Annotated in this window: 5 protein-coding genes; all 5 read left to right on the plus strand. The window is 68.8% G+C overall.

Features of this window, described 5'->3' with window-relative positions:
- Positions 1-224: 224 nt before the first annotated feature.
- The 5 genes from ACOGXQ_RS04775 to ACOGXQ_RS04795 all read left to right on the plus strand — a co-directional run bounded on the left by ACOGXQ_RS04775 (position 225) and on the right by ACOGXQ_RS04795 (position 24,102).
- A complete protein-coding gene (locus ACOGXQ_RS04775) occupies positions 225-1,067 on the plus strand; it encodes a hypothetical protein (RefSeq protein ID WP_419946301.1) in 843 nt (280 codons plus the stop codon).
- Between the two features lie 20 nt (positions 1,068-1,087).
- Complete coding sequence (locus ACOGXQ_RS04780) at positions 1,088-8,605, plus strand: S8 family serine peptidase (protein ID WP_419946302.1); 7,518 nt, start codon at positions 1,088-1,090, stop codon at positions 8,603-8,605.
- Between the two features lie 292 nt (positions 8,606-8,897).
- Positions 8,898-16,448 carry a fibronectin type III domain-containing protein gene (locus ACOGXQ_RS04785; RefSeq protein ID WP_419944991.1) on the plus strand — a complete coding sequence of 2,517 codons (7,551 nt, stop codon included), beginning with the start codon at positions 8,898-8,900 and terminating at the stop codon, positions 16,446-16,448.
- Positions 16,449-16,674: 226 nt separating this feature from the next.
- The gene (locus ACOGXQ_RS04790; protein WP_419946303.1) at positions 16,675-20,145 is read left to right on the plus strand and encodes a Calx-beta domain-containing protein; all 3,471 of its coding nucleotides are present in this window, start codon (positions 16,675-16,677) and stop codon (positions 20,143-20,145) included.
- A 177-nt stretch (positions 20,146-20,322) separates the two neighbouring features.
- Complete coding sequence (locus ACOGXQ_RS04795) at positions 20,323-24,102, plus strand: Calx-beta domain-containing protein (protein ID WP_419946304.1); 3,780 nt, start codon at positions 20,323-20,325, stop codon at positions 24,100-24,102.
- Positions 24,103-24,238: the final 136 nt, after the last annotated feature.

Consider the following 24,238-nt stretch of genomic DNA (forward strand, 5'->3'; position numbering starts at 1 on the left):
CAGCCATCGGCGGTGACGATCCGTGTCGCCTGTCGCACCGCCGGCATCCGAGCGAAGGCAACATTCTGGCAATTTTCAGTCAATCGAACTGCATCGCAGCAGCGAAGCGCTCCTCCTGCGAGACGGCCAGCGCCTCGACCAGGCCCCACCCGAGGAAAAACTGACGAGCCTGCGGACATATCGCGGACCTGTCATGGCAGAACCTGTCATGGCAGAATGGGATAGTGAGAAACCGCTTGCCGCCCGCGAGAGCGGCCACGCTGGCCGCCGTGTCGCTGTCGCTCGTCGTGAGCGGCCTCCTGTACTGGAGCCTTCAGGCTTCACGGCACTCTGGCATCGACGACGGCGCAGTCGTTCTTGCCGTCGCTCCGCAAGCGGCGGGCACAGCTCAGAGGGTTGCTGCCGACACCGCACCGGGTCCGGCATCGGCGTACTCCGCCGAATTCCCTCTGGTCGAGCCGCGTGTCCCGCGGAGCGGAGCACTCGGCGGCGCGACGGCGCCGAAGCCTCGGCGGCTCACAGAGGAGCCGGACTCGGACGAGGTGCCGCCGACCGCTGGCGAGACGAACGACGAGGAAGCCGAGCCTGTTCAGCCGTCGCCGGGCCCTCTGTACACTTGGCATGACGGTGACCGGGTCTTGCAGGTCAGGCTCGACCCGAACCTGACCGTCCAGTCCGACGGTGACGGGATCACCCGAGACGACATCGTCACACGCTCCGACCGCACCGCGGCGCATGGCCGATCCGCAGTGCGCAGCGACGGGACCGAACAGCGGTCGACCGAGTCCGAACCTGTGTTCTGGTCCGAGAGCGGCCAGATGATGGCCTTGCCGGGCGGAATCGTGCTGGTGTTGGACGCCGACTGGGATCAAGCGGCCGTCGATGAGTTCCTGCGCCGCAACGGTATCGCTTCCAGCCTCGTGACCGAATTGGACTTTGTCGCCAATGGCTTCTTCATCGAGACCGACCCGGGCTTCCCATCGCTGAATCTGGCAAACTCGCTGGCCTCCCAAGACGGCGTCGAGCTCTCCAGCCCCAACTGGTGGTTTGAGCGAACCGCCAGCTGAGTGAGGGTTCGGCCGACCGAGTGAGGACCAGGCTGATTGCCCCGGCTGCGGCCATGCAGGCGCCGCTGAGACGGCCGATTCTCGTGCTGTGCCTGCTGGCCGGAGCGCTCGTCTGGCCGGTGCTGGAGAGTCACGAGGCTCAGGCGCAGTCGCTTACTGCGCCGACGATCAGCGCCGTGGCGTCGGGCGACGAGTCGCTGACGGTTTCATGGACCCGTCCCGCCGGGGTCGCAGTCGCCGACATCACGGCGTACGACCTGCGCTACATCGACACGAGCGCCAGCGACACCGACAAAGCCGATCCCGCCAAGTGGACCGAAATCGACAATGCCTGGACGGAGGGTCGCCTGCGTGTGATCGTGAGCCCGCTCGCCAATGGCACAACCTACGACGTGCAAGTCCGGGCGGTGACCAGCACCGACGGCGGGTGGTCGCCCACATCGACCGGGACGCCACGCGAGCCGGGCCCGACTCGGGCCACGGCGACGGCCATCGTCGGAGAGCTGCCCGTCCGGGGCAGAATCGCCTCCGCCGACGATGTGGACTACTACCAGTTCTCGTTCAGCGGCACGCGCGAGTTCTTCGTCTTGACGACCGGCAGCACCGACACGGTCGGCAGGCTGTACCGCAGCGACGGCCGCCTCGTGCGTCTCAACGACGACGGGTACCTGCTGCCCGATCTGCACAACTTCCAGCTCGACGGCGAACTGCCCGGCGGCACCTACTACATCAGGGTCAGCAGCTCCGGCGCCAGCACGGGGCCGTACACGCTGCACCTCGGAACGGCTGCCGACACCACGAGCATCCACAGCGCCGCCGGGACAGAGCTGGGCAGCGTGACGCGGGCCGTGTTTCGCGACACAGGGGCTTCGAGTACCGGCGACATCGACTACTTCAAGCTTGTACTGACAGCCGAGACCACCGTCACCGCTCGGGTGTCGGGTTTCGTTCCCGATACGCGCTGCGCCATCCTGAATGCCGGCGGCTCTCCCATCGCCCAGAATGACGACGGATACTTGGAACCGGCCAAGCATCAGTGCGCCGTGCGGGAGACACTGCCGACAGGCACGTACTACATCCGGGTGCAGCCACGCGACGCTGACGAGCACGGCATGTATTTCCTGTACGTCTACGAGTCGCCCGAACCCGGCAACTCACGCTCTGCTGCGGCAGGCATCGACTTCAGCCGCACCGCGGGCGGCGAGATAAGCGCTGCCGGCGAGACCGACTACTTCAGCTTCACGCTCGCTGAGGAAGCCCGCGTGGCGCTGGCCGGTTCCAGCCGGGATTTCGAGATCCAGGCCGAACTGCAGGACTCGGGCGGCTCGCCCGTCGACGTCAACAGCTACCACGTCACCTTCTACTCTGATGCGGCGTCGAACACGCTCGGGGTGCCCCCGCCGTCCGCATTCACGTTCGCGGTCTTCGACACATTGGCGCCCGGCGCCTACTACCTGAAGGTCGAGGCCTCGCAAGCGACAGGCACTGGCGACTACTTGGTGCTGTTGCGGCCTGACGGCATCCACGACTACTTGCAGGACGAGTGCCCATCACCGCCGCCCGGCATCGACGACACCTTCTACGGATGCCAATGGCACTTCGACAACACGGGACAGTTCGGCGGCACCGCAGGCGAGGACATCAACTTGGGAAGCGTCTGGAGCACCACGATGGGCGCCGGCGTGAACGTGGCGGTCGTCGACTCCGGCTTGGATTACCTCCACGAGGACCTCAAGGACAACGTGGACACAGCCAAGAACCACAGCTACCTCGACGCCGGTGATGTCTTCGATCGAGATGATGGCCACGGCACCAAGGTCGCAGGGCTGATAGCGGCTCGCGACAACAGCATCGGCATGCGCGGTGTCGCGCCCCGGGCGACGATCTACGCCTACAACTTCCTTGCTCGCGCAACCATCCTCACTGAAGCCAACGCCATGGCCCGGAACCGCGAGACGACATCGGTGTCCAACAACAGCTGGGGCGCTCTGGACGGACCCGGGGCGGAAAGAGCGAGCACACTGTGGGAATCGGCGATCGACGCGGGGCTGCAGGAAGGGGACGGTGGCAACGGCGTGGTCTACGTCTTCGCTGCAGGCAACGCCGACAATGACGGACGCTGGGGCAACCTCGTGGAGCACAAGAGCTACTACGGAGTCACAACAGTGTGCGGGGTCGACGACGACGGCGAGCGCTCCTACTACTCCGAGCAGGGACCGCATCTGTGGCTGTGCGCCCCTGCAGGCGGCGTTCTCCCGAGTATCGCAACCACGCGTCCCTACAGCCGTTACACCAAGTTCTTCGACGGCACGAGTGCTGCTGCGCCCCTGGTGTCGGGCGTCGTGGCACTCATGCGCGCCGTGAACGGCAGGCTGACGTGGCGCGACGTCAAGCTGGTCCTCGCGGCGTCGGCCAGGCAGAACGACGCTTCTGACAGCGGCTGGGTGCAGGGTGCGTCGAAGTACGGCGCTGCGGGGAGCTACAGCTACAACCACCAGTACGGCTTCGGCATGGTGGATGCATCTGCAGCGGTGGCGCTCGCGCAGGACTGGGACAACCTGCCCGAATTCCTGACTTCGACGGCGTCGTTCGACACGTCGCGCACGGTCGCCGCGACCGGCGGAAGCGTGACGAGCACGGTCGAGCTCGGCGGAAGCGTGAGCTTCGTGGAATTCGTCGAGGTCGAAGTGGACTTCACTGCGCCCCGCCTGCGCGACCTCAGGATGGAGCTGGAGTCTCCTGCAGGCGCAGTCTCGGTGCTGACAGTTCCGAACGACACCGACTGCACAGGCACCCAGTGTCAGCTGACCGGCACGTTCAGGTTCGGCTCGGCCCGCCATCTCGGCGAAGACCCCCGAGGCACGTGGACGCTGCGAGCCAACGACGAAGTCGCCGGCGGCGCCTCCAACACGATCCGATCGTGGGCACTGAAGGTCTACGGGCATCAGCGTCCCTTCGACGGCCCCGAGCTGAGCTACGTGCGGCCCGGTTCGGGCTCGCTGACGGTGGCGTGGAAGAAGCCCGGACTCACAGGCTCGACGACGGTCTCCGGCTACGAGATCCGGCACATCGCCAGCGCCGCCGCCGACAAGTCCGATGCCAACTGGCAGACGACCACCAGCAATTGCACCTCCTCGGCATGCACCGGCACGATTACGACGGGATTGACCAACGGCACCCGCTACGACGTGCAGGTGCGTGCGGTCGCCGGCGCATCGGCCGCGCCGAGCGACTGGTCGGTCACGGGACACGGCACGCCGGGCACATCGGCCACATTGAACAGCGAGCCGTTCTTCGCCGATGGCGAGCGTTCGACGCGTGAGGTTGTGGAGAACTCCGGGTCCGGCGCAGCCGTGGGCGATCCGATCGAGGCGAGGGACTACGAGAGCGAGACGTCGACGGAGACCTTCACGTACAGCCTGAGCGGCGCCGATGCCGCCTCTTTCGAGATCGACGACTCGACCGGCCAGCTCACCACGAAGTTCGACCCCGACTACGAGGCGAGCGACCAGAAGCACTCCTACTCGGTCACGGTCACCGTCACCGACAGCAAGGACAACGAGGACAACGCCGACACCGTCATCGACGACACCATCGCCGTGGCGATCGAGGTCCTCGATATCGACGATCCCCCAGCGATCCTTGCCTGCTCGGCCCTGCCGAACGACTGCGCTTTCATCACCGGCCCGCACGAGCTGACCCTCAGCGAGGGCGCCGACGACCCGGTCGCCGCCTACCGCTACTATGACCAAGACTCGACCTACGTGATCGCCGGACTCGACGGTACCGATGCCGATGACTTCGAGTTCGATGCTGACTCGCAGCTTCGCTTCGTCGAGATACCAGACTTCGAAGCACCTACGGACAGCGATGGAAACAACGTCTACGACATGACGCTCAGGGTCTTCGACGGAACGTCGGCGACATCGCTGGAGATCGAAGTAAGCGTCGAGAACGTCGACGAGAGGCCGACCCTGACCGGCGGGGACAAATTCGAGACGCGCGAGAACGCGGGTACGTACGTAGCCAGTTTTGTTGCGTCCGATCCTGAGGGAGCGGCGATCACCTGGACGCTCTCAGGCGAGGACTCAGCCGCCTTCGAGATCTCGGGAGGGCTGCTTCACTTCGCATCCGCACCTGACTTCGAGTCGCCCGCCGACCGAGACCGCGACAATCACTACCAGGTGAACGTGGAGGCCTCCGACGGCCAAGGCGTCAGCGTCATCTCGGTAGAAGTCGAGGTCAGGGATCTCAACGAGCCTGCGGAGATCACCGGCAGTTCCGCCGTCAACTTCCCGGAGAACGCCACGCGCATCGTCGCTGACTTCAGCGCCAACGACCCCGAGGAGCGTGAGAGCGTGACGTGGTCGCTTGCCGGCGCTGACGCCGACTTCTTCGAGATCGGCACCGACGGAGCGCTGCGCTTTGCGGCGCCGCCGGATCATGAGGCGATTCGAGGGAATGCGTACGGGGTTGCCATTCAGGCATCGGACCGCAAGGACGCAGACGGCGTTGCAGTGCTCGCCGCTGACCCCGACATCGATGACATATTCGACGTCACGGTCACGGTCACCGACGAGAACGAGCATCCGGTCATCACCTCGGGTCCTGCTGCTGAGAGCGTCACCGAAGGGCACACCGGCGTTGTGGCCGCTTTTGCTGCCACCGATCCCGAGGGCGACGACATCATCTGGACACTGTCTGGCACAGACTCGGCAGGCCTGAGGATCGGCGACGACAGCGGCGTGGTGGAATTCGTGAGCGTCCCAGACTTCGAGAGTCCGGTCGACTCGGGTCGCAACAATTCCTACACCGTCGCGGTGGAGGCGTCCGACGGCCCGAACACAGCGACACGGACGCTGACCGTGACAGTCTCGAACGCCGCCGAAGCCGGCTCGGTGCAATTCTCGTCGAGACAGCCGCAAAGCAATGCTCAGCTGACGGCGACGCTGAGCGACCCCGACGGAGGCATCACCGGGACGGCGTGGACCTGGGAACGCTCGCAGACCCCGCTGGTGCCGGCTTCGTGGTCTGCCGTCTCCGGCGCCGCGTCTGGCACCACGACCTCGTCGTATACGCCGTCAGCCGGCGACATAGGCCACTTCCTGCGGGCGACAGTGTCCTACCGGGACCGTGAGAGCGGCACGCAGCAGCGATCGGCAGCGCAGGTGTCGGACAACACGGTGCGACTCCAAGAAGGGATCAACCACGCGCCCGCGTTCCCGGCGGACGAAACGGGCGAGCGCAGCATCGCAGAGAATTCACCAGAAGGATCCCTCGTCGGCGATCCGGTGGAGGCCGAAGATGTCGATGCCGCCGATCAAGGCAGCTTGGTCTACTCGCTGGGCGGCGCCGACAGATCGTCCTTCGACATCAACGCCGCAACCGGCCAGCTGAGCACCAAATCTGCGCTCGATCACGAGCGCAAGTCGCGTTATCTCGTCTCGGTGACCGTGCGCGATCCCGCGGGCCTGACCGCGACGCGGAGCGTGACCATCACGATCGACGACGTCGACGAGCCTCCGGTCGTGTCGGGGCCCTCAACGCCCGCCTATGCGGAGAGCCGGACCGATGCGGTAGCGCGATACACCGCTGCCGATCCTGAGCGAGAGACCATCGAGTGGTCCCTGCGCGGACCCAGCAGCAGCGAATTCGACATCGACGCTGCCTCGGGGACTCTGAGATTCGTCAGCCGGCCCGACTTCGACACCGCATCCGGCAACGGCTACGAGATCACGGTCCGAGCCTGTGACGGCGACACCATCGGCACAACACTGTGCGGCGAACTCGATGTCGTCGTGAGGGTGACCGACGTGAACGAGCCCTCGGTGGTGAACGGCGCTGACGACATCTCGTGGCAGGAGAACCGTGAGGGCGTGCTCGAGCGTTACTCGGCGGCCGATCCGGAGGGTGTGGCCGTCACCTGGTCGCTGGCTGGGGCCGACCGGGATGACTTCGAGATCGACGAGCACTCCGGCGATCTCGCGTTCGTTGTGCCGCCCGACTACGAAGCGCCCGCCGACGCGAACCGTCGCAACGACTACCGGATCACCATTCGTGCCTTCGACGGAGCGAACCACGGCACGCTGGACGTCACGGTCACGGTCACCGACATCGACGAGCTCGGCACCTTGGAGTTCTCGAACATCTCGCCCGGCGTGGGCTCGACGCTCGTGGCGGTCCTGCGCGAGCCCGATGTCCCCGTCACCGACGCGCAATGGACCTGGTGGCGTTCCGATGACCGCGCAAACGCATCCAGCTGGACCGTGATCGACGGTGTGACCGGTCCCAGCTATCGGCCCGTCACCGCTGATCTGGGCTACTGGCTGCGAGTGCGGGCCAAGTACAAGGACGCCCACAGTCCACAGGACCCGAATGTGCCGGGCGACAAGACCTTGGAGGCCACATCGGTCAACGCCGTGCAGGAGAAGGCAGGTCCCGCATCGCTGGTGACAATCACTGGTTCGGATAATCTCTTTGTGCCCAGCGGCGGTGGTGGCGGCGGTGGCGGCGGTGGCGGTGGTTCTGGTGGCGGCGGTGGTGGTGGTTCTGGTGGTGGTGGTGGTTTGGATGTGGGTGTTGGGGTGTTTGTGTTGGCGAATGGGTGGTCGTCGGCTGATGTGGGTGTGGCGTCGGTGTTGGCGGCTCGGCTTGATGGCGGGGTGGTGGCTTATACGGCGGGTGATGTGCTGTCGGCTGGGACGGCGGTGTTGTTGGGTGATGTGTTGCCGGCTGAGGTGTTGATTGTGGGGGGCACGGCGGCGGTGTCGCGTGATGTGCGTTCTGGGGTTCGTGGGGTGTCGCCGGGTTCGGGTGTGGAGCGTGTGATGGGGGCGGGCCGCGCGGAGACGGCGGCGGCTGCGGCGCGGCGTGTGCTGGGGGATGCGTCGGGTGTGGGGGGGGTGACGGTGGTGTTGGCGAATGGGTGGTCGTCGTCTGATGTGGGTGTGGCGGCGGCGTTGGCGGCGCGCACGCCGCGTTCGGCGGTGCTGTACACGCAGCGGGGTTGGCTGCCTGAGGCGTCGGCTGGTGTGCTGCGCGGTTATGGCGTGTCGCGGGTGGTTGTGGTCGGCGGGTCGGCGGCGGTCGGCGTTGTCGTGGAGGGGCAGGTCGCGGCGGCTGCGGGCGGAGCGCTGGTGTCGCGTTTGACGGGGGCGGATCGTGTGGAGACGGCGGCGGCTGCGGCGCGGCGTGTGCTGGGCGATCCTGGTGCGGCGGGGGGGGTGACGGTGGTGGTGGCGAATGGGTGGTCGCCGCCTGATGTGGGTGTGGCGGCGGCGTTCGCGGCTGCGACGGGCGGTGCTGCGGTCGCGTACACGTCGCCGGGTTCGCTGCCTGAGGCGACGGCGGCGCTGATTCGCGATTATCGGCCTGCTCGGGTGGTGGTGGTCGGCGGTCGCGCGGCGGTGGCTGATGCTGTGCGCGCCGAGATCGCGGGTCTTGTGCCTGCCGGGGCTGAGGTGCGCCGCGTCACTGGCAGCACTCGTATCGACACCGCCGCGCGGGCGGCCCGCACTGTCCTGCGCGAGCGCGGCTGACGCCGCGGCGGCCGGCGGTGTCCTGAGCCGGGGCCTGCTGTTGGGGCGGGGGGCTGCTGGTCTGCTCGGTTCCGGGCTTGTCTGCGATGCTCCGGCCTGCGGCTTTGTGTCTGTGGGTCGGCTGTTTCGGCAGTCGCTCAGCCGACTCCGATCCCTCTTCCCTCGGATGGGTCCTGTGCAGGCCTCGGATGGGTCCTGTGCAGGCTTTCCTGTTCGGCTGGGCGCTGCGGTGTAGCGTTCCCGGGAGAGTCGGGCGGTCTTCCCGAGAGGAGTCGGACATGGCGGGTCGGACATGACGGGGCGGGCGGCTGGCGGCATCGGGGCGGCGGTTCGGGGGCGCGGCGGTTCGGGGCCGGGCGTGTGTGTGCGCGTGTTGGCGGCTGTGGTGTGCGCGGCTGCGGTGTTGGCGGTCGTGCCGGCGGCGCCGAGCGGGGCGGTGACCGATGCGAACAATCTCGATTTCGAGCTCGCGGCGCGGAACGCGACTCCGTCGGGCATCTGGTCCGACGGGGCGACGATGTATGTCGCGGATGTGTACACGCCGCGGGTCTTCGCGTACTCGATGGACACCAAGGCGAGGGACGTGTCCAAGGAGTTCGCTTTGGGCTCTGATTTCACGGCGAACGGCCTGTGGTCCGACGGGACGACGATGTACGTCACGAACCACACCGATGAGAGGGTCGAGGCGTACGGTCTGGACGGGACGCGGAACACTGCCGGCGATTTCGGCGTGGACTCGTCGTTCCCGTGGGGAATGTGGTCCGACGGCACGACTGCCTGGGTGGCCGATCAGTCGTCCGGGTCGTCGACGTGGCTGCGCTCGTACGATCTCGCGACGGGCGCGGCCGGTTCGGTCACCTATGGGAGGGGCGATTTCGGCTTCGGCGACGGGGGCAGCACCACTTGGGTCTATGACCTCTGGGGCGACACGGCTTCGCGGACGCTGTGGGTGCTGGCATGGCGTGAGGCCATCAGTTCTTGGGGCATCTGGGCTTATGACCTGTCGACGCTGGGCTCGTCCGCTTTGGAGCGGAAGGAGCTCTTGGACGTCGGCGTGCTGCCGCAGACCGTATGGGACGCGGATTACGATGTCTGGGGTTCCTTGCGGGGCATCTGGTCTGACGGCGCCACGATGTGGGTGGCCGCGGGTTCGAGGCTCGAGGCCTATGTGCTGCCTCGTGCTCCCGCCGTCCCGGCGAACCTCGCGGCCGCCGAGAGCGACGGTCGCCTCGATGTGAGCTGGGATGCGGTGCCGGCCGCGGATGTCGGCTCCAGCGCGGTGACGGCTTATGAGATGCGCTATCGCAGGGACGGGTCGGTGGAGTGGACTGATGTCCGTCGTGCCAGCCGCCTGTCCACGAGCCAGACGCTGCGCCTGGCGAACGACATCTCGCACCAGGTGCAGGTGCGCGCGGTCAACCGGGAGACGACCAGCGGTTGGGCGGAGGTGACGGGCACGCCCGCGGACGACATCGCCGACGGCGCGCCGGGCCCGCCGAGGAATCTGGCGGTGACGCGGACCGGCAGCGGCGCCGTGCTGGCTTGGGATGCGCCCGACGCGGTGGTCGGGGCGGACGCGCCGACGGGCTATGCGGTGCGCTACCGCGATTCTCAGCTGGCCGGGTCGGAGTGGGCCGAGAGCATGGTGTCTGGCACGTCGGCGACGCTGGAGGGCTTGCTGCGGCTGGCGCCGTACGACTTCGCGGTCCGCGCTGTCAACGCCGCCGGCGCGGGCAGGTCGGCTGTGGCGAGCACGGGCGCTGTGGACCTGTCGGGTCTGGGCATCGGCGAGGTGGGCGGGATGTGGGCCGACACGTCGGCTTCGACGCTGTGGGTCGCTCCGAAGGGACGCCCTCATGTCGGCGTCAGGTGGGTGTACGCGTTCGACTCGACCACCGGCGCGCGCAAGGAGAGCGCCGATCTCGACCTCGGGACCATCGGCACGGGGGTGATACCGGGGAGCATTCACCTCACTCATGTCCCCAGGCACGGCGTCGGGGGGCTGTGGTCTGATGGGACCGATCTGTGGGTGGTCGTCGAGAACAGGGCGACTCCTTTCAGCCTGTCCGCCCGCAGCGGTGACCGCAACAGGGCCTTCAGCGTGGGGGACGGCGACTCGGTGCTGCGCGGCGCGTGGTCCGACGGGGAGACGTTCTGGGTCTACGACGACGCCAGCCGCAGGATTCGGGCGTATCGCATGTCGAACGGCACCCGCCGCAGCGACAGGGACATCGGCGTCGTCGATGTCGACTCGGCGGGCGTCTGGTCCGACGGCACCACGATGTGGGTGTACGAGATCGCTTCGGGCAGGCTGGCGGCGTACGACCTCGAGTCCGGCGAGCGCGTCAGCGCGCTGGATGCAGAGGTCCCGGCGAACGCGCGCGGCAATGCCGAGGCGTTCGCGGTGCGCAGCGCGCTGTGGTCCGACGGGGAGACCGCTGTGGTGGTCGACGGCGGCACGCTGCTCTCGCAGCGGCTCGCGCGGCGCCCCGCGCGGCCCGGCGACCCGGCGGTGACCGCGGGCGACGCCGAGCTGGAAGTGGCTTGGGCCGCTCCCGCGTCCGGTTTCGCGGGCCGGTACGAGCTGGAGTACCGCGACAACTCTGCTGCGGCGGCTGAGTGGACCGCGGTGACCCGCTCTGACGGCGCGCTGCTGAGCGAGACCGTCACCGGGCTGGACAACGGCGGCAACTACGAGGTTCGGGTGAGGGCTGTCGACGGCGACGGGCTGGCGGGCCCGTGGTCGCCTGTTCCGGGGCTGGTGCCGGTCGAGGGCTCGCCCGCGGCGCCGGGCTCGCCCGCGGCGCCGGCGAACATCTCAGCGGCGGGCGATGCTGAGCTGTTCGAGGAGGACCCGGACGAGGATCCCGCGGATCCGGTCCTGGAGGACCGCGCCATCAGCGTGGAATGGGACGCGGTTGCGGGGGCGGTGTCCTATGAGCTGCGCTACAGGACCCGCGACGGCGACCGCCGCGGTGCGTGGGCCGCCCAGACGGTGGCCGACGGCGCGACGTCGGCGCGTCTGACGCGGCTCGAGGCGGGCCGGCTCTATGACGTGCATGTGAGAGCCGTCGATTCCAGCGCCCGCCAGGGCAGGTGGGCTGTCACGGCGAGCTATGCGGGGGACGGCTTCTACAACTTGGCTGCTGAGGACCTCGGGGCGGCGCAGACGTCGCCGCAGGGCATCTGGAGCGACGGCGCCACGATGTGGGTTCTCGACGTCGAGTTCCCGCTTGTCATCAGGGCTTTCGACATGGCGACCAAGCTGCGCGACCCGGACAAGGACATCGGCGACACCGGCACGTGGGCGCCGAGCAGCGGCCTGTGGGGCGACGAGGACAACCTGTACGTGGCGGAGCCGGCCACCTGGTACTTCGGCGAGTCGGGGATCGGCATCCGGGTGATCGACCGCGAGACCCACGCGCTGGTGAAGCACGTGCTGTCGCCGCGCTGGGTCAGGTCGGCGGATCTGACCGAGCCCGGCGCGCACCTCGCGCTTCCCGGCTCGCCGCTGAGGGTCAGTGTCAACCATCAGCCGTGGGGCGTGTGGGGCGACGGGACCGACATCTACGTCAACGACACGGACTTCAGGGAGATCTTCGCCTACCGCCTGGCGGAGGGAACCGGGACCGACGTCGGGACGAACGTGCTTCCCGGGCTGATCAGCGAGGCCGCGGATCCGGATCCTCGGGAGTTCTTCTGGCTTCGGGATCCCGAGGCGCGGCTCGACCCGCTGCGCAGCGTGCAGCAGCCGCGGGGGATGTGGTCCGACGGCGCCACGATGTGGGTGGCCGGCGCGTCGGCGGACCGCGTGTACGCGTTCAACCTCGCCACCCGGCAGCGCGACGTGCTGCGCGACGTGCTGCTGCCTGAGGTGGGCATGGATATCAGGGGACTGTGGGGCGACACGGCTTCACGTCTGCTGTACATGCTCGACGCGGGTGTTGCTGGGCCGCGGATCGTGACTTCGGTCCTGTCTGAGCCTCCTGATGAGGTCACGAACGCTGATGCTGAGCCGGGCGACACGACGGCGACGGTGCGGTGGTCGCCCCCAAGTGACGTCGGCAGCAGCGACGTGCGTTTGTACGAGATGACGATCTCAGAGTCCGAGAGCGAGGAGAGCGACTCCGAGAACACGTTGGTGCAGAGGAGTCGCACCGAGACGCTGACAGTGCTGCCGGACAACGGCAACCCAGATGACGCACACCGCAGGCGCATCGTGCCTCGCAACGATCCCGGGACGGTGGACCGCGAGGACCCGGATTCCACGTCTGAGGTGCTGACGGGCCTGGTGAACGGGCAGGAGTACACGGTCACGATCCGTCCTCGCAACGAGCAGACGTTCGGCGAGCCGACGACGGTGACGGTGACGCCATTGGGTCCTGCGTCCGCGCCGCTGTCGCTGGCTGCTGCTGCGGGGGCGTCGGGCGAGCTGAAGCTGGCGTGGCGCGAGCCGGCCGACGACGGAGGCTCGCCCATCACCGGCTACGAGGTCGAGCACCGCGCCGCAGCCGCGCCGCCGGGGCCTTGGATCCCCGTGTCGCGCACGGACCCTGCTGCGCTGGAGGAGACCATCTCGGGGCTGCCGAACGGCGTGTCCCATGAGGTGCGGGTGCGCGCGGTGAACGGCTCGGGCGAGGACGGCGCGTGGGCGTCGGGCGCCGCGACGCCGCTGGACCGGCCGTCGGCGCCGAGGTCGGTGGCCGCGGCGCGCGGCGCCGGCGGGGAGCTGAGCGTGAGCTGGCAGCCGCCGTCTCATGAGGGCGCCGGCGGGGTGCTGGACTACGACGTGCGCTACCGGGCGGCCGACGACGAGGACGCTGCGTGGGCGTCGGGCGGCGAGGGCGCCGCGTCGCCGCACACTGTGGGCGGGCTGGTGAACGGCAGGTCCTATGAGGTGTCGGTGTCGGCCCGCAACGCTGCGGGCGCCGGTCCGTGGTCGGCTGCGGCGCCGGGGACGCCGGCCACGGTGCCGGGGCGGCCCAGCGGCCTGGAGGTGAGCTCTGGCGAGGCCCTGCTGGCGGTGCAGTGGAGCGCGCCCGCGGCGGACGGGGGCAGCGCGGTGCTGGGCTATGAGGTGAGCTGGCGCACCAGCAGCCCTCAGGGGTCGTGGCGCAGGCACAGCCGCGGCCCGGCCGCGGCGGGCGGCCAGGCGACGGTCCGGTCGCTGACCAACGGCACCGGCTACGACGTGTGCGTGCGGGCGTACAACGCGGTCGGCGACGGCGACTGCGCCGTGGGCAGCGGCACTCCCGCCTCGGCGCCCGACGCCCCGCTCGTGTCGTCGGTGACTCACGGCGACCGGACGCTGGCGCTGGCGTGGGCCGAGCCCGCCGACAACGGCGCCGCGATCGAGGGCTACCGGGTCCGCTATCGGGTCGCGCGGCCGGTCGGCGGCTGGGTCGACGGCGGCGCCGCGGCGGCCGACACGTTCGCGTGGACGATCGACGGGCTGGCCAACGGGACCGCTTATGACGTGCAGGTGCAGGCCCGCAACGCGAACGGCCACGGCCCGCCCGGCCAAGACGTCGGCACCCCGTCGACTGTGCCGTCGCCGCCGAGGCTGGCCGACGTCGTCGGCGGCGACGGGAGCATCGAGGTGTCGTGGCAGCCGAGTCCCAGCGACGGCGGCGCCCCGATCACCGAGTACCGGGTCGCGTACCGCACCGCAGCGGCGCTGAACTGGACCGACCTGCCGCCGGTGGACGCGGCTGATCCGCTGCGCGTCGAGATCACCGGCGCCGACAACGGCGTCGACTATGTGGTGTGCGTCGCCGCGTCCAATATGAACGGCGGCAGCGAATGCGCGAACGCAAATGCCACCCCTGCGACGACACCCGGAGCGGTGGAGGAGCTCGCGGCCAGCCCAGGCAGCGCACGAGCGGCTGTCGCGTGGGATCCGCCGGGCGCCGACGGCGGCGCTGCGGTCACCGGCTATGACATCAGATACAGCTTCGGCAGCTCGAGCGCGGTACGCACCACCACGGTGAGCGCCCCCCCCGGCGGCGGCCGCGTCCAGACCGTCTTGAGCGGGCTGACCAACGAGGCGCGGTACAGCGTCGAGGTGCGCGCGGTGAACCGCGTCGGCGGCGGTCCGTGGAGCGTCGTGAGCGTCACCCCGCTCGCCCCGCCGGGCCGTGTGGGAGAACTCCAGATTGTTGCCACAGTGGCTGAGCTGGAGGTGCGGTGGCAGCCGCCAGCGGGCAACAGCGCACAGCAGGCCTCGAGCTACGAGATCGAGTTCGCCTTGGCGCAGCCCGGCGCGCCGTGGCAGCAGGCGACCGGCCTCGACCCGCAGCCGCGAGCCGACGGCGGGTTCGCTGTCACCGTCGACGAGCTGCTCGGCGGGACCGAGTACCGCGTGCGGGTGCGCGCGGTCAACGCCGCTGCGGCCCCCGGGCCGTGGGCGCACGCCGACGCGACCACGGCGCCGCTCGAAGGCGTCTCGATAGCGCGTTCCTCAGCACGCGAGGACGCCGGCGAGATCGTGTTCACCGTGTCGCTGTCGCGCCGCGCCCGCTCGGACGTCACCGTCGACTACGCGACCGCCGACGGCACCGCCACCGCGGGCAGCGACTACGCGTCGGCCTCAGGGCAGGTCTCCATCGACGCGGGAGACACCACCGCGGACATCCGCGTCGAGATCACCGACGACCAGACACAAGAACCAGCAGAGGACTTCACGATCGAGCTCGCGAACCCCGACAACGCAGTGCTCAGCGAAGCCGCCAGCGCCACCGGCACCATCATCGACAACGACGCCCCCCCCCGCCTCGTGCTGACACCCCACACCGCAGACACCACCACCACCACCACCGGCGGCACCACCGGCAGCACCGGCGGCGGCGGCGGCGGCGGGGGCGGCGATCTGGACGTGGGCGTGGCCACGTTCGTGGTCGCGAACGGCTGGAGTCCCGCCGACGTGGGCACGGCGTCGGTGCTCGCGGCGCGCACCGACAATGCCGTGGTGACCTACACCGCCGGCGACGCGCTGTCCGCCGAGACAGCCGGCCTGCTGCGCGACGCCTCCCCCGCTGAGGTGCTCATCGTGGGCGGCACCGCCGCAGTGTCCAACCTCGTGCGCACCCAGATCGGCGCAGCGTCGCCTCCGTCGGACATCGAGCGCGTCACCGGCGCCGACCGCTCCGACACCGCCGCGCGCACAGCACGCCGCGTCCTGGGCCTGCCCGCGGACGCCGGCAGAGTGACCCTGATCGTGGCCAACGGCTGGTCCCCGCCCGACATCGGCGCAGCGGCCGCGCTCGCAGCGAGCACCCCCCGCTCCGCGGTGCTGTACACCCAGCACGACTCGCTGCCCCAGCCCACCGCGGAAGCGCTGCGCGACTACGACGTGTCCCGCGTGATCCTCATCGGAGGCACTGCCGCTGTCAGCGGCAGCGCCGAGGACGAGATCAAAGCAGCAGCGAGCGACCCCGACATGACACGACTGACCGGCGCCGGCCGCGCCGAGACCGCCGCCGGCGCCGCGCGCCAAGTGCTCGGCAGCGCCGCCGACGCACCTGAAAACCTCACACTGGTGATCGCGAACGGCTGGTCCCCGCCCGACGTGGGCGTAGCAGCAGCACTGGCAGCAGCCACCGACAAAGCCGCAGTCGCGTACACCGCCCCGGGTTCGCTGCCCGAGACGACCGCAGCGCTCATACGCGACTACCAGCCCGCCCAAGTGATCATCATCGGCGGCAGAACAGCCGTCGCCGACGCGGTGCGCGCCGAGATCGCCGACCACGTGCCCGCCGACGCCGAAACACGCCGCATCACCGGCACCACCCGCACCCACACCGCCGCACAAGCCGCCCGCAGCATCCTCCGCCAACGCAACTGACACCACAACAGCCGACAAGAACGCCCAACCCCAAAACCCCGGGCACAACGCGCCCGACAAGCCCCACGCAGACAACCCCACAGCTTCCCGACAAGCCCCGCCCGCACCGCCCTGACCCCGACAACCGCAAACGGACCCCCGACGCGCTGTTGGAGCAGGTGTGTGCGGCACTGTGCCGCACACAGGACAGGTGAGCGTTGCAAGCCGGGGGTAGCATGCTGAAGTGATGCGTTTGAGGCGTTCGGTTTCGGCGGCAGGATGCGTTGCGTGCGTGGTGGTGTTGGCGGTGGGTGCGGTGCCGTCGGCGGGTGCGCAGTCTGGCGCGCAGTCGGAGGGTTCTGGTGGTGTGGTGTTGGTGGTGGTGAATGGTTCGTCGTTGGCTGATGTGGGTGTGGCGGCTGGGTTGGTGGGTGGCGGTGTGGGTGATGTGGTGGTGGCGGCGGAGTCGGCTGGGGGTCTGGGCGAGGCGGCTGGGGGTGTGGTTCGGGCTGCGGGTGTGGTGTCGGGTGTGGTGCTGGTGGGCGGCGAGGCTGCGTTGGGCGGTGCTGTGGCTGCGGAGTTGGAGTCGTTGGCGCCCGGTGTTGTGGTGGAGCGTGTGAGCGGCGCGGATCGGGTGGCGACGGCGGCTGCTGCGGCGCGTCGGGTGCTGGCGGGCCGTTCGGGCGGGGCCGCTGCGGGGGTGGTGTTGGCGGATGGGTGGTCGTTGGCTGATGTGGGTGTGGCGGCTGCGGTGGCGGCTGCGGGCGGCGCGGATGTGGTGCTGTATTCGGGTTCGGGTTCGTTGCCGGACCAGACGCGGCAGGTGCTCGCTGGTGAGGCGGTCGGCGGGATCGTGGTGGTGGGCGGCGCGGCGGCGGTGCCTGACTCGGTTGTCGCTGCGGCGGCCGGGGCGGCCGGCGGCGTCGGGACAGAGCGTGTGGGCGGCAAGGACCGGGTGACGACAGCCGCGCTGGCGGCCCGCCGGTGGGCGCCCGGCTGCGCGGAGGCCGCGGTGATCGCGAACGGCTGGTCGCAGGCCGACGTCGGCACGGCAGCGGCGCTGGCGGCGGCGCTGGGCGACAGCGTGGTGCTCTACACGGCGAGCGCGGACGGGCTGGGCAGCGACACGCGCTCCGCGCTGGGACGCGTCCGCCCGCAGCTCGCGGTCGTGGTCGGCGACACCGACACGATCAGCGACGACATCTCCGGCGAGCTCGCCGAGCTCGGCTACCCCGCCGCACGCGTCACCGACGCTGCTGCTGCTGCCCGCTACGCACTCGACAACGACCTCCGCAACTGCCGCACCACCACCACCGCACCCCGCAGCCCCACCGGCACAGAAACCCCCAACGACAACAACACACCAGACAACACCAACCCGGACACCGACAACACCGACAGCAGCACTCCACCAGACACCGACAACACCGACAGCAGCACTCCACCGGACACCGACAACACCAACCCACCGGACAGCAGCGGCACCGGGGACACTGCTTCTCTTCATGAGGTGTGCTCGAGGCTGTTTGCCTGGCTCAGCCCGAACCAGGCCCGCGTCACCCGAGTCCGCGTCACCGAGGGAGGCCCGGCGGCGACAATCACGGCGACCCTGTCCGAGGCACTCCAGACGCCGGTCACACTCCGGCTGAGCGCGACCCACGGCGACGGCGTGAGCGACGACGACTACACGCTGGCGCCCTCGACGCTCACATTCGCGGCAGGCCAGACCCAGGCGTCGTTCACCGTGGCCGCGAACGACGACAGCCGATTCGAGCACGACGAGACGCTCACCCTCAGCCTCCTCGGCCCGTCGATCCCGTCGTGCTCCCGGCTGTCGTGGTCGGCGACGGCGTTGGTGACGCTGGTGGACACCGACGCTCCCGACGTGGCTGCCAGCTTCGCCGAAGGGAGGTACCGGGTCACCGAGGGCGGCGCGCCGGTGACGATCACCGTGGAGCTGTACGAGTTGCCCCAGCGGCAGGTGTCGGTGCCGCTGAGGATCGCTTTGAGCGGCGAGGGCCGCCAGTACTCGCTGTCGCGCACGACGTTGGTGTTCGCTGCGGACCAGACCAGCGCGACGTTCACCGTGACCGTTCCCGACGACAGCCTCAACAACGACGGCCACCGGCTGACCCTGAGCTTCGGCGATCTGCCGCCGGGGTTCCGTGCGGCAGTCCAGACCACCGCGACGGTGGAGATCGTCGACGACGACATTGAAGTGAGACTGGAAAGGGCGCGCCGGTACGCGGACGAGTGCTTTGCGCAGAGTTATCAGGCGCAGTGCCGGGCGAGGGTGCTCGCGAACGACTACGCGTACGAGGGCGGCGACGCTGTGCAGGTCCGTGTCCGCCTCGACAGCCCGCCCACAGCGCCGGTCACGATTCCGCTGACATCCGAACTGCGGGGCGGCGCCGTCGCCGACGACGTCAGCTACTCCGTCGAGGACCTCAGCTTCAGCTTCGGCGTGGGCGAGACCGCCAAGACCTTCACGGTGACCGCCGTCGACGACACCGAGCACAACGACGGCGAGCATGTGGTCTTCGGCTTGGGAGACCTGCCCGACGGCTTCGTCAGCACCACCGCCACGTCGGTCACGATCCACCTCATCAACGATGACGGAGCGTTCTCGCGCCAGGCCGGCAAGGACGTCTCTCCGGTGCTTCCGCGAGACCAGGGCGGCGTGACCGATCTGTGGTCCGATGGGACCACGGTCTGGGTGCAGGTGAACTCCCATTGGGTCTACGAGCTCGACTTGGACACCGGCGCCTGCCTCAACGTCGATTCAGACTCCGGCGCCTGCCTCAGCACATTCGCTTATCAAGAATTGCTGGATCGAAATGTGAACATCAAGGGGTTCTGGTCTGACGGTGAGACCATGTGGCTGGCCGACGACCTCGGCCCCGACTGGAACGTCGTCGCTGTCGACGTCGACACCGGCAACACGGTGCCCGACAGGAACTTCGCCCTCGTCCGGTCTGTGGCGGAATACCCGCCCGATCCCGAGTCGGTGTGGTCTGACGGCGACCTCATGTGGGTGCTCGACCAAGCATTCCGGCGCGTGCATGCCTACGACTTCGACAGCGGCGACCACATGAGCTCCCGCACCATCAATCTCGAATCAGAGTTCTCGCGCAACTTTGACGCTCAGGGCATCTGGTCCGACGGGATCACCATGTGGGTCTCGCACGTCGTCCACGAGAAGCTCTACGCGTACGACCTCGCCACCGGTGTCCGCCGCAGTCATCTGGACTTCGTCAATCTCGGGGCAGACTTCGTCAATCTCGGGGCAACGGGCAACGCCTGGCCGGCGGGCATCTGGTCCGACGGGCGCACCATGTGGGTGGCCGACACCGTCTCCGGCAAGTTCTATGCCTACAACATGCCGGTCTCGGCGGCGCTGAAATCGCTGTCGATCTCCGACGTGGAGTTCGGGGTGTTCCAGACGGGCATCTTCTCCTATGAGGGCACCGCAGCGGCGGGCACGACGTCTGTGACGGTGACTGCTGCGGCGGCGTTCGCGGACGACGCGACGGTCACGATCGCGTGGGAGGCCGCCGACGGCACGACCGGCACGGGCGCCTCGGCGACGCTCAGCGCGGGCGACAACACGATCACGGTGTCGTCGTCGTATGACGCCGACGGCGACGCGGACACCGACAACGCGGATGTGCGCGTCTACACGGTGACGGTCACCGTGCCCCCAGCAGCCGACGACTAACGGCTGAGCCGAGTCTCGGCGCTGTCTGTCAGGCCGTTGTTCTTTGGCTGGGTGGGCCGGCTTGTCGGGCCAATCCGGACGCGGTACAGCGGGGTTGTAGGGTCGCGGGTTGTGCGGGTTCGTTTGTTGTCTCTGTCTCGTTCCTGTGTTGGCGGCGGGAGCGTTGGGGTTGGTTCGGTGCTGGGGTTGGTTCGGGGTCTTGCGGGTGGGGTGAGGTGTCGGCGCGGCGTTTCGCCGGGCCGCGGCAGGGGTCTGTGGGGTGTGCTTGTCGCGGTGGTGGTGTTGGCGGTGGGTGCGGTGCCGTCGGCGGGCGCACAGTCGGGGTCGGGTGGTGTGGTGTTGGTGGTGGTGAATGGTTCGTCGTTGGCTGATGTGGGTGTGGCGGCTGGGCTGGTGGGTGGCGGTGTGGGTGATGTGGTGGTGGCGGCGGAGTCGGCTGGGGGTCTGGGCGAGGCGGCTGGGGGTGTGGTTCGGGATGCGGGTGTGGTGTCGGGTGTGGTGCTGGTGGGCGGTGAGGCTGCGTTGGGCGGTGCTGTGGCTGCGGAGTTGGAGTCGTTGGCGCCCGGTGTTGTGGTGGAGCGTGTGAGCGGCGCGGATCGGGTGGCGACGGCGGCTGCTGCGGCGCGTCGGGTGCTGGCGGGCCGTTCGGGCGGGGCCGCTGCGGGGGTGGTGTTGGCGGATGGGTGGTCGTTGGCTGATGTGGGTGTGGCGGCTGCGGTGGCGGCTGCGGGCGGCGCGGATGTGGTGCTGTATTCGGGTTCGGGTTCGCTGCCGGACCAGACGCGGCAGGTGCTCGCTGGTGAGGCGGTCGGCGGGATCGTGGTGGTGGGCGGCGCGGCGGCGGTGCCTGACTCGGTTGTCGCTGCGGCGGCCGGGGCGGCCGGCGGCGTCGGGACAGAGCGTGTGGGCGGCAAGGACCGGGTGACGACAGCCGCGCTGGCGGCCCGCCGGTGGGCGTCCGGCTGCGCGGAGGCCGCTGTGATCGCGAACGGCTGGTCGCAGGCCGACGTCGGCACGGCAGCGGCGCTGGCGGCGGCGCTGGGCGACAGCGTGGTGCTCTACACGGCGAGCGCGGACGGGCTGGGCAGCGACACGCGCTCGGCGCTGGGACGCGTCCGCCCGCAGCTCGCGGTCGTGGTCGGCGACACCGACACGATCAGCGACGACATCTCCGACGAGCTCGCCGAGCTCGGCTACCCCGCCGCACGCGTCACCGACGCTGCTGCTGCTGCCCGCTACGCACTCGACAACGACCTCCGCAACTGCCGCACCACCACCACCGCACCCCGCAGCCCCACCGGCACAGAAACCCCCAACGACAACAACACACCAGACAACACCACCCCGGACACCGACAACACCGACAGCAGCACTCCACCAGACAGCACCCCACCGGACAGCAGCGGCAACAGCACCCCACAAGACAACACCAACCCAGACAAAACCAACACCGGGGGCGTTGCTTCTGTGTTGCGTCTGACTTCTGGTGATGAGGTGTGTTCGAGGCTGTCCGCCTCGTTCAGTCCGGGCCAAGTCTGGGTCACTGAGGGCGGTGCGGCGGAGACGGTCATCGTGACCTTGTCGGAGGCGCCGACGGTGCCGGTCACGTTCCAGCTGAGCGTGACCCACGGCGGCGACGTGAGCGACGACGACTACACGCTGACGCCCTCGACGCTCGTGTTCGCGGCCGATCAGACCCAGGCGTCGTTCACTATTGCCGCGGACGACGACAGCCGATTCGAGTACAACGAGACGCTCATGGTCCGCCTCGCCAGCCCGTCGAGTTCGTGTGTCCGGCTGTCCGGGACAGAGAGATCCCAAGCGGTGCTGGTCGACACCGATTCTGCGAATGGGGTGTGCTCGGCGCCGGCTGTTTCGCTCAGCCCGAGTCCGGTCAGCGTCACTGAGGGCGGCGCGGCGGGGACGATCACGGTGACCCTGTCCGAGGCGCCTCAAGCGCGGGTGACGTTGCGGCTGACCGCGACCCATCTCTACGGAGCGAGCGACGACGACTATGAGTTGTCGCACTCGACGCTTGTGTTCGCGGCCGATCAGACCCAGGCGTCGTTCACTATTGCCGCGAGTGACGACAGCCGATTCGAGCGCGATGAGGTGGTCCGCCTCGGACTCGACGTTGTCAGCACATCGAAGCCGTGCGTCCGGGTGTGGGATGTGTGGAGGACAGCGTGGGTGACGCTGGTCGACACCGACGCCCCCGACGTGGTCGTCGGCTTCAGCAAAGAGTCCTACCGGGTCGAGGAGGGCGGCGCGCCGGTGACGGTCACCGCGGAGCTGTCCGAGGCGCCTCAGCGGCAGGTGTCGGTGCCGCTGACGTTTGCGTTGCGTGGCACCGACAGAGCGGACCGCTACTCCGTGTCGCGCACGGAGCTGACGTTCGCGGCGGACCAGACCAGCGCGTCGCTCACCGTGAGCGTCGCGGACGACAGCATCAACAATGACGGCCACCGGCTGTCCTTGGGTTTCGGAACGGGGTTCGCCCTGCCGGCGGGGTTCACCGCGGCAGGTCGGACCCACGTGACGGTCGACATCGTCGACGACGAGGTCGGGGTGCGGCTGGAGACGGTGAGCGCGTACGCGCTGGAGGGCGGCGACGCCGCGCAGGTCCGCGTCCGGCTCGACAGCCCGCCCGAAGAGGCGATCACGATTCCGCTGACAGCGGAACTGCGGGGCGGCGCCGTCGCCGACGATGTCAGCTACTCCGTCGAGGACCTCAGCTTCGACTTCGGCGTCGGAGAAACCGCGAAGACCTTCACCGTGACCGCTGTCGACGACTCAGACGACGACGACGGCGAAGACCTGGTCTTCGCCTTGGGAGACCTGCCCGACAGCGTCCTCAGCACCACCGCAACATCAGCCACGATCCACCTCATCGACGATGACGGAGCGTTCTCACGCCAGACCGACAAGGACTTCGATCGGTTGATTCCCGGGGAGACCCTGGACGATCTGTGGTCCGACGGGACGACTCTGTGGGTGCTGGGAACCGATCGCGGGATCTACGCGCTTGACATGGACGCTCTCACCAGGCGGCAAGGCGACGACATCACCACGCTCCAGTTTGGGAATCAATCGCCTCCGACCTCCAAAGTCAGCGGGCTGTGGTCTGACGGAGAGACCATGTGGCTGGCGGACGACAGCTCCCCCAACTGGAGCGTCGTCGCTGTCGACGTCGATACCGGCGACAGGCTGCCCGACAGGGACTTCGCCCTCTTCCGGGCTATTGAGGCATACCCGCCCGATCCCGAATCGGTGTGGTCTGACGGCGAGCTCATGTGGGTGCTCGACCAACTGACGGAGCGGGTGCACGCCTACGACTTCGGCAGCGGCGAGCGCGTGAGTTCCCGCACCATCAATCTCTACCCGCAGTTTTCGCAGAATAGGGACGCCAGGGGCATCTGGTCCGACGGTGTCACCATGTGGGTGTCGAACACCTTCCAAGCAAAGCTCTACGCGTACGACCTCGCCACCGGTGTCCGCCGCAGTCATCTGGACTTCGTCAATCTCGGGGCAACGGGCAACGCCTGGCCGGCGGGCATCTGGTCCGACGGGCGCACCATGTGGGTGGCCAACTATTCCGAGAAGATCTATGCCTACAACATGCCGGTCTCGGCGGCGCTGAAATCGCTGTCGATCTCCGACGTGGAGTTCGGGGTGTTCCAGACGGGCATCTTCTCCTATGAGGGCACCGCAGCGGCGGGCACGACGTCTGTGACGGTGACTGCTGCGGCGGCGTTCGCGGACGACGCGACGGTCACGATCGCGTGGGAGGCCGCCGACGGCACGACCGGCACGGGCGCCTCGGCGACGCTCAGCGCGGGCGACAACACGATCACGGTGTCGTCGTCGTATGACGCCGACGGCGACGCGGACACCGACAACGCGGATGTGCGCGTCTACACGGTGACGGTCACCGTGCCCCCAGCAGCCGACGACTAACGGCTGAGCCGAGTCTCGGCGCTGTCTGTCAGGCCGTTGTTCTTTGGCTGGGTGGGCCGGCTTGTCGGGCCAATCCGGACGCGGTACGGCGGGGTTGTAGGGTCGCGGGTTGTGCGGGTTCGTTTGTTGTCTCTGT

It is taken from the genome of Candidatus Poriferisodalis sp., from assembly GCF_965208485.1.
Lineage (GTDB): Bacteria > Actinomycetota > Acidimicrobiia > Acidimicrobiales > Poriferisodalaceae > Poriferisodalis.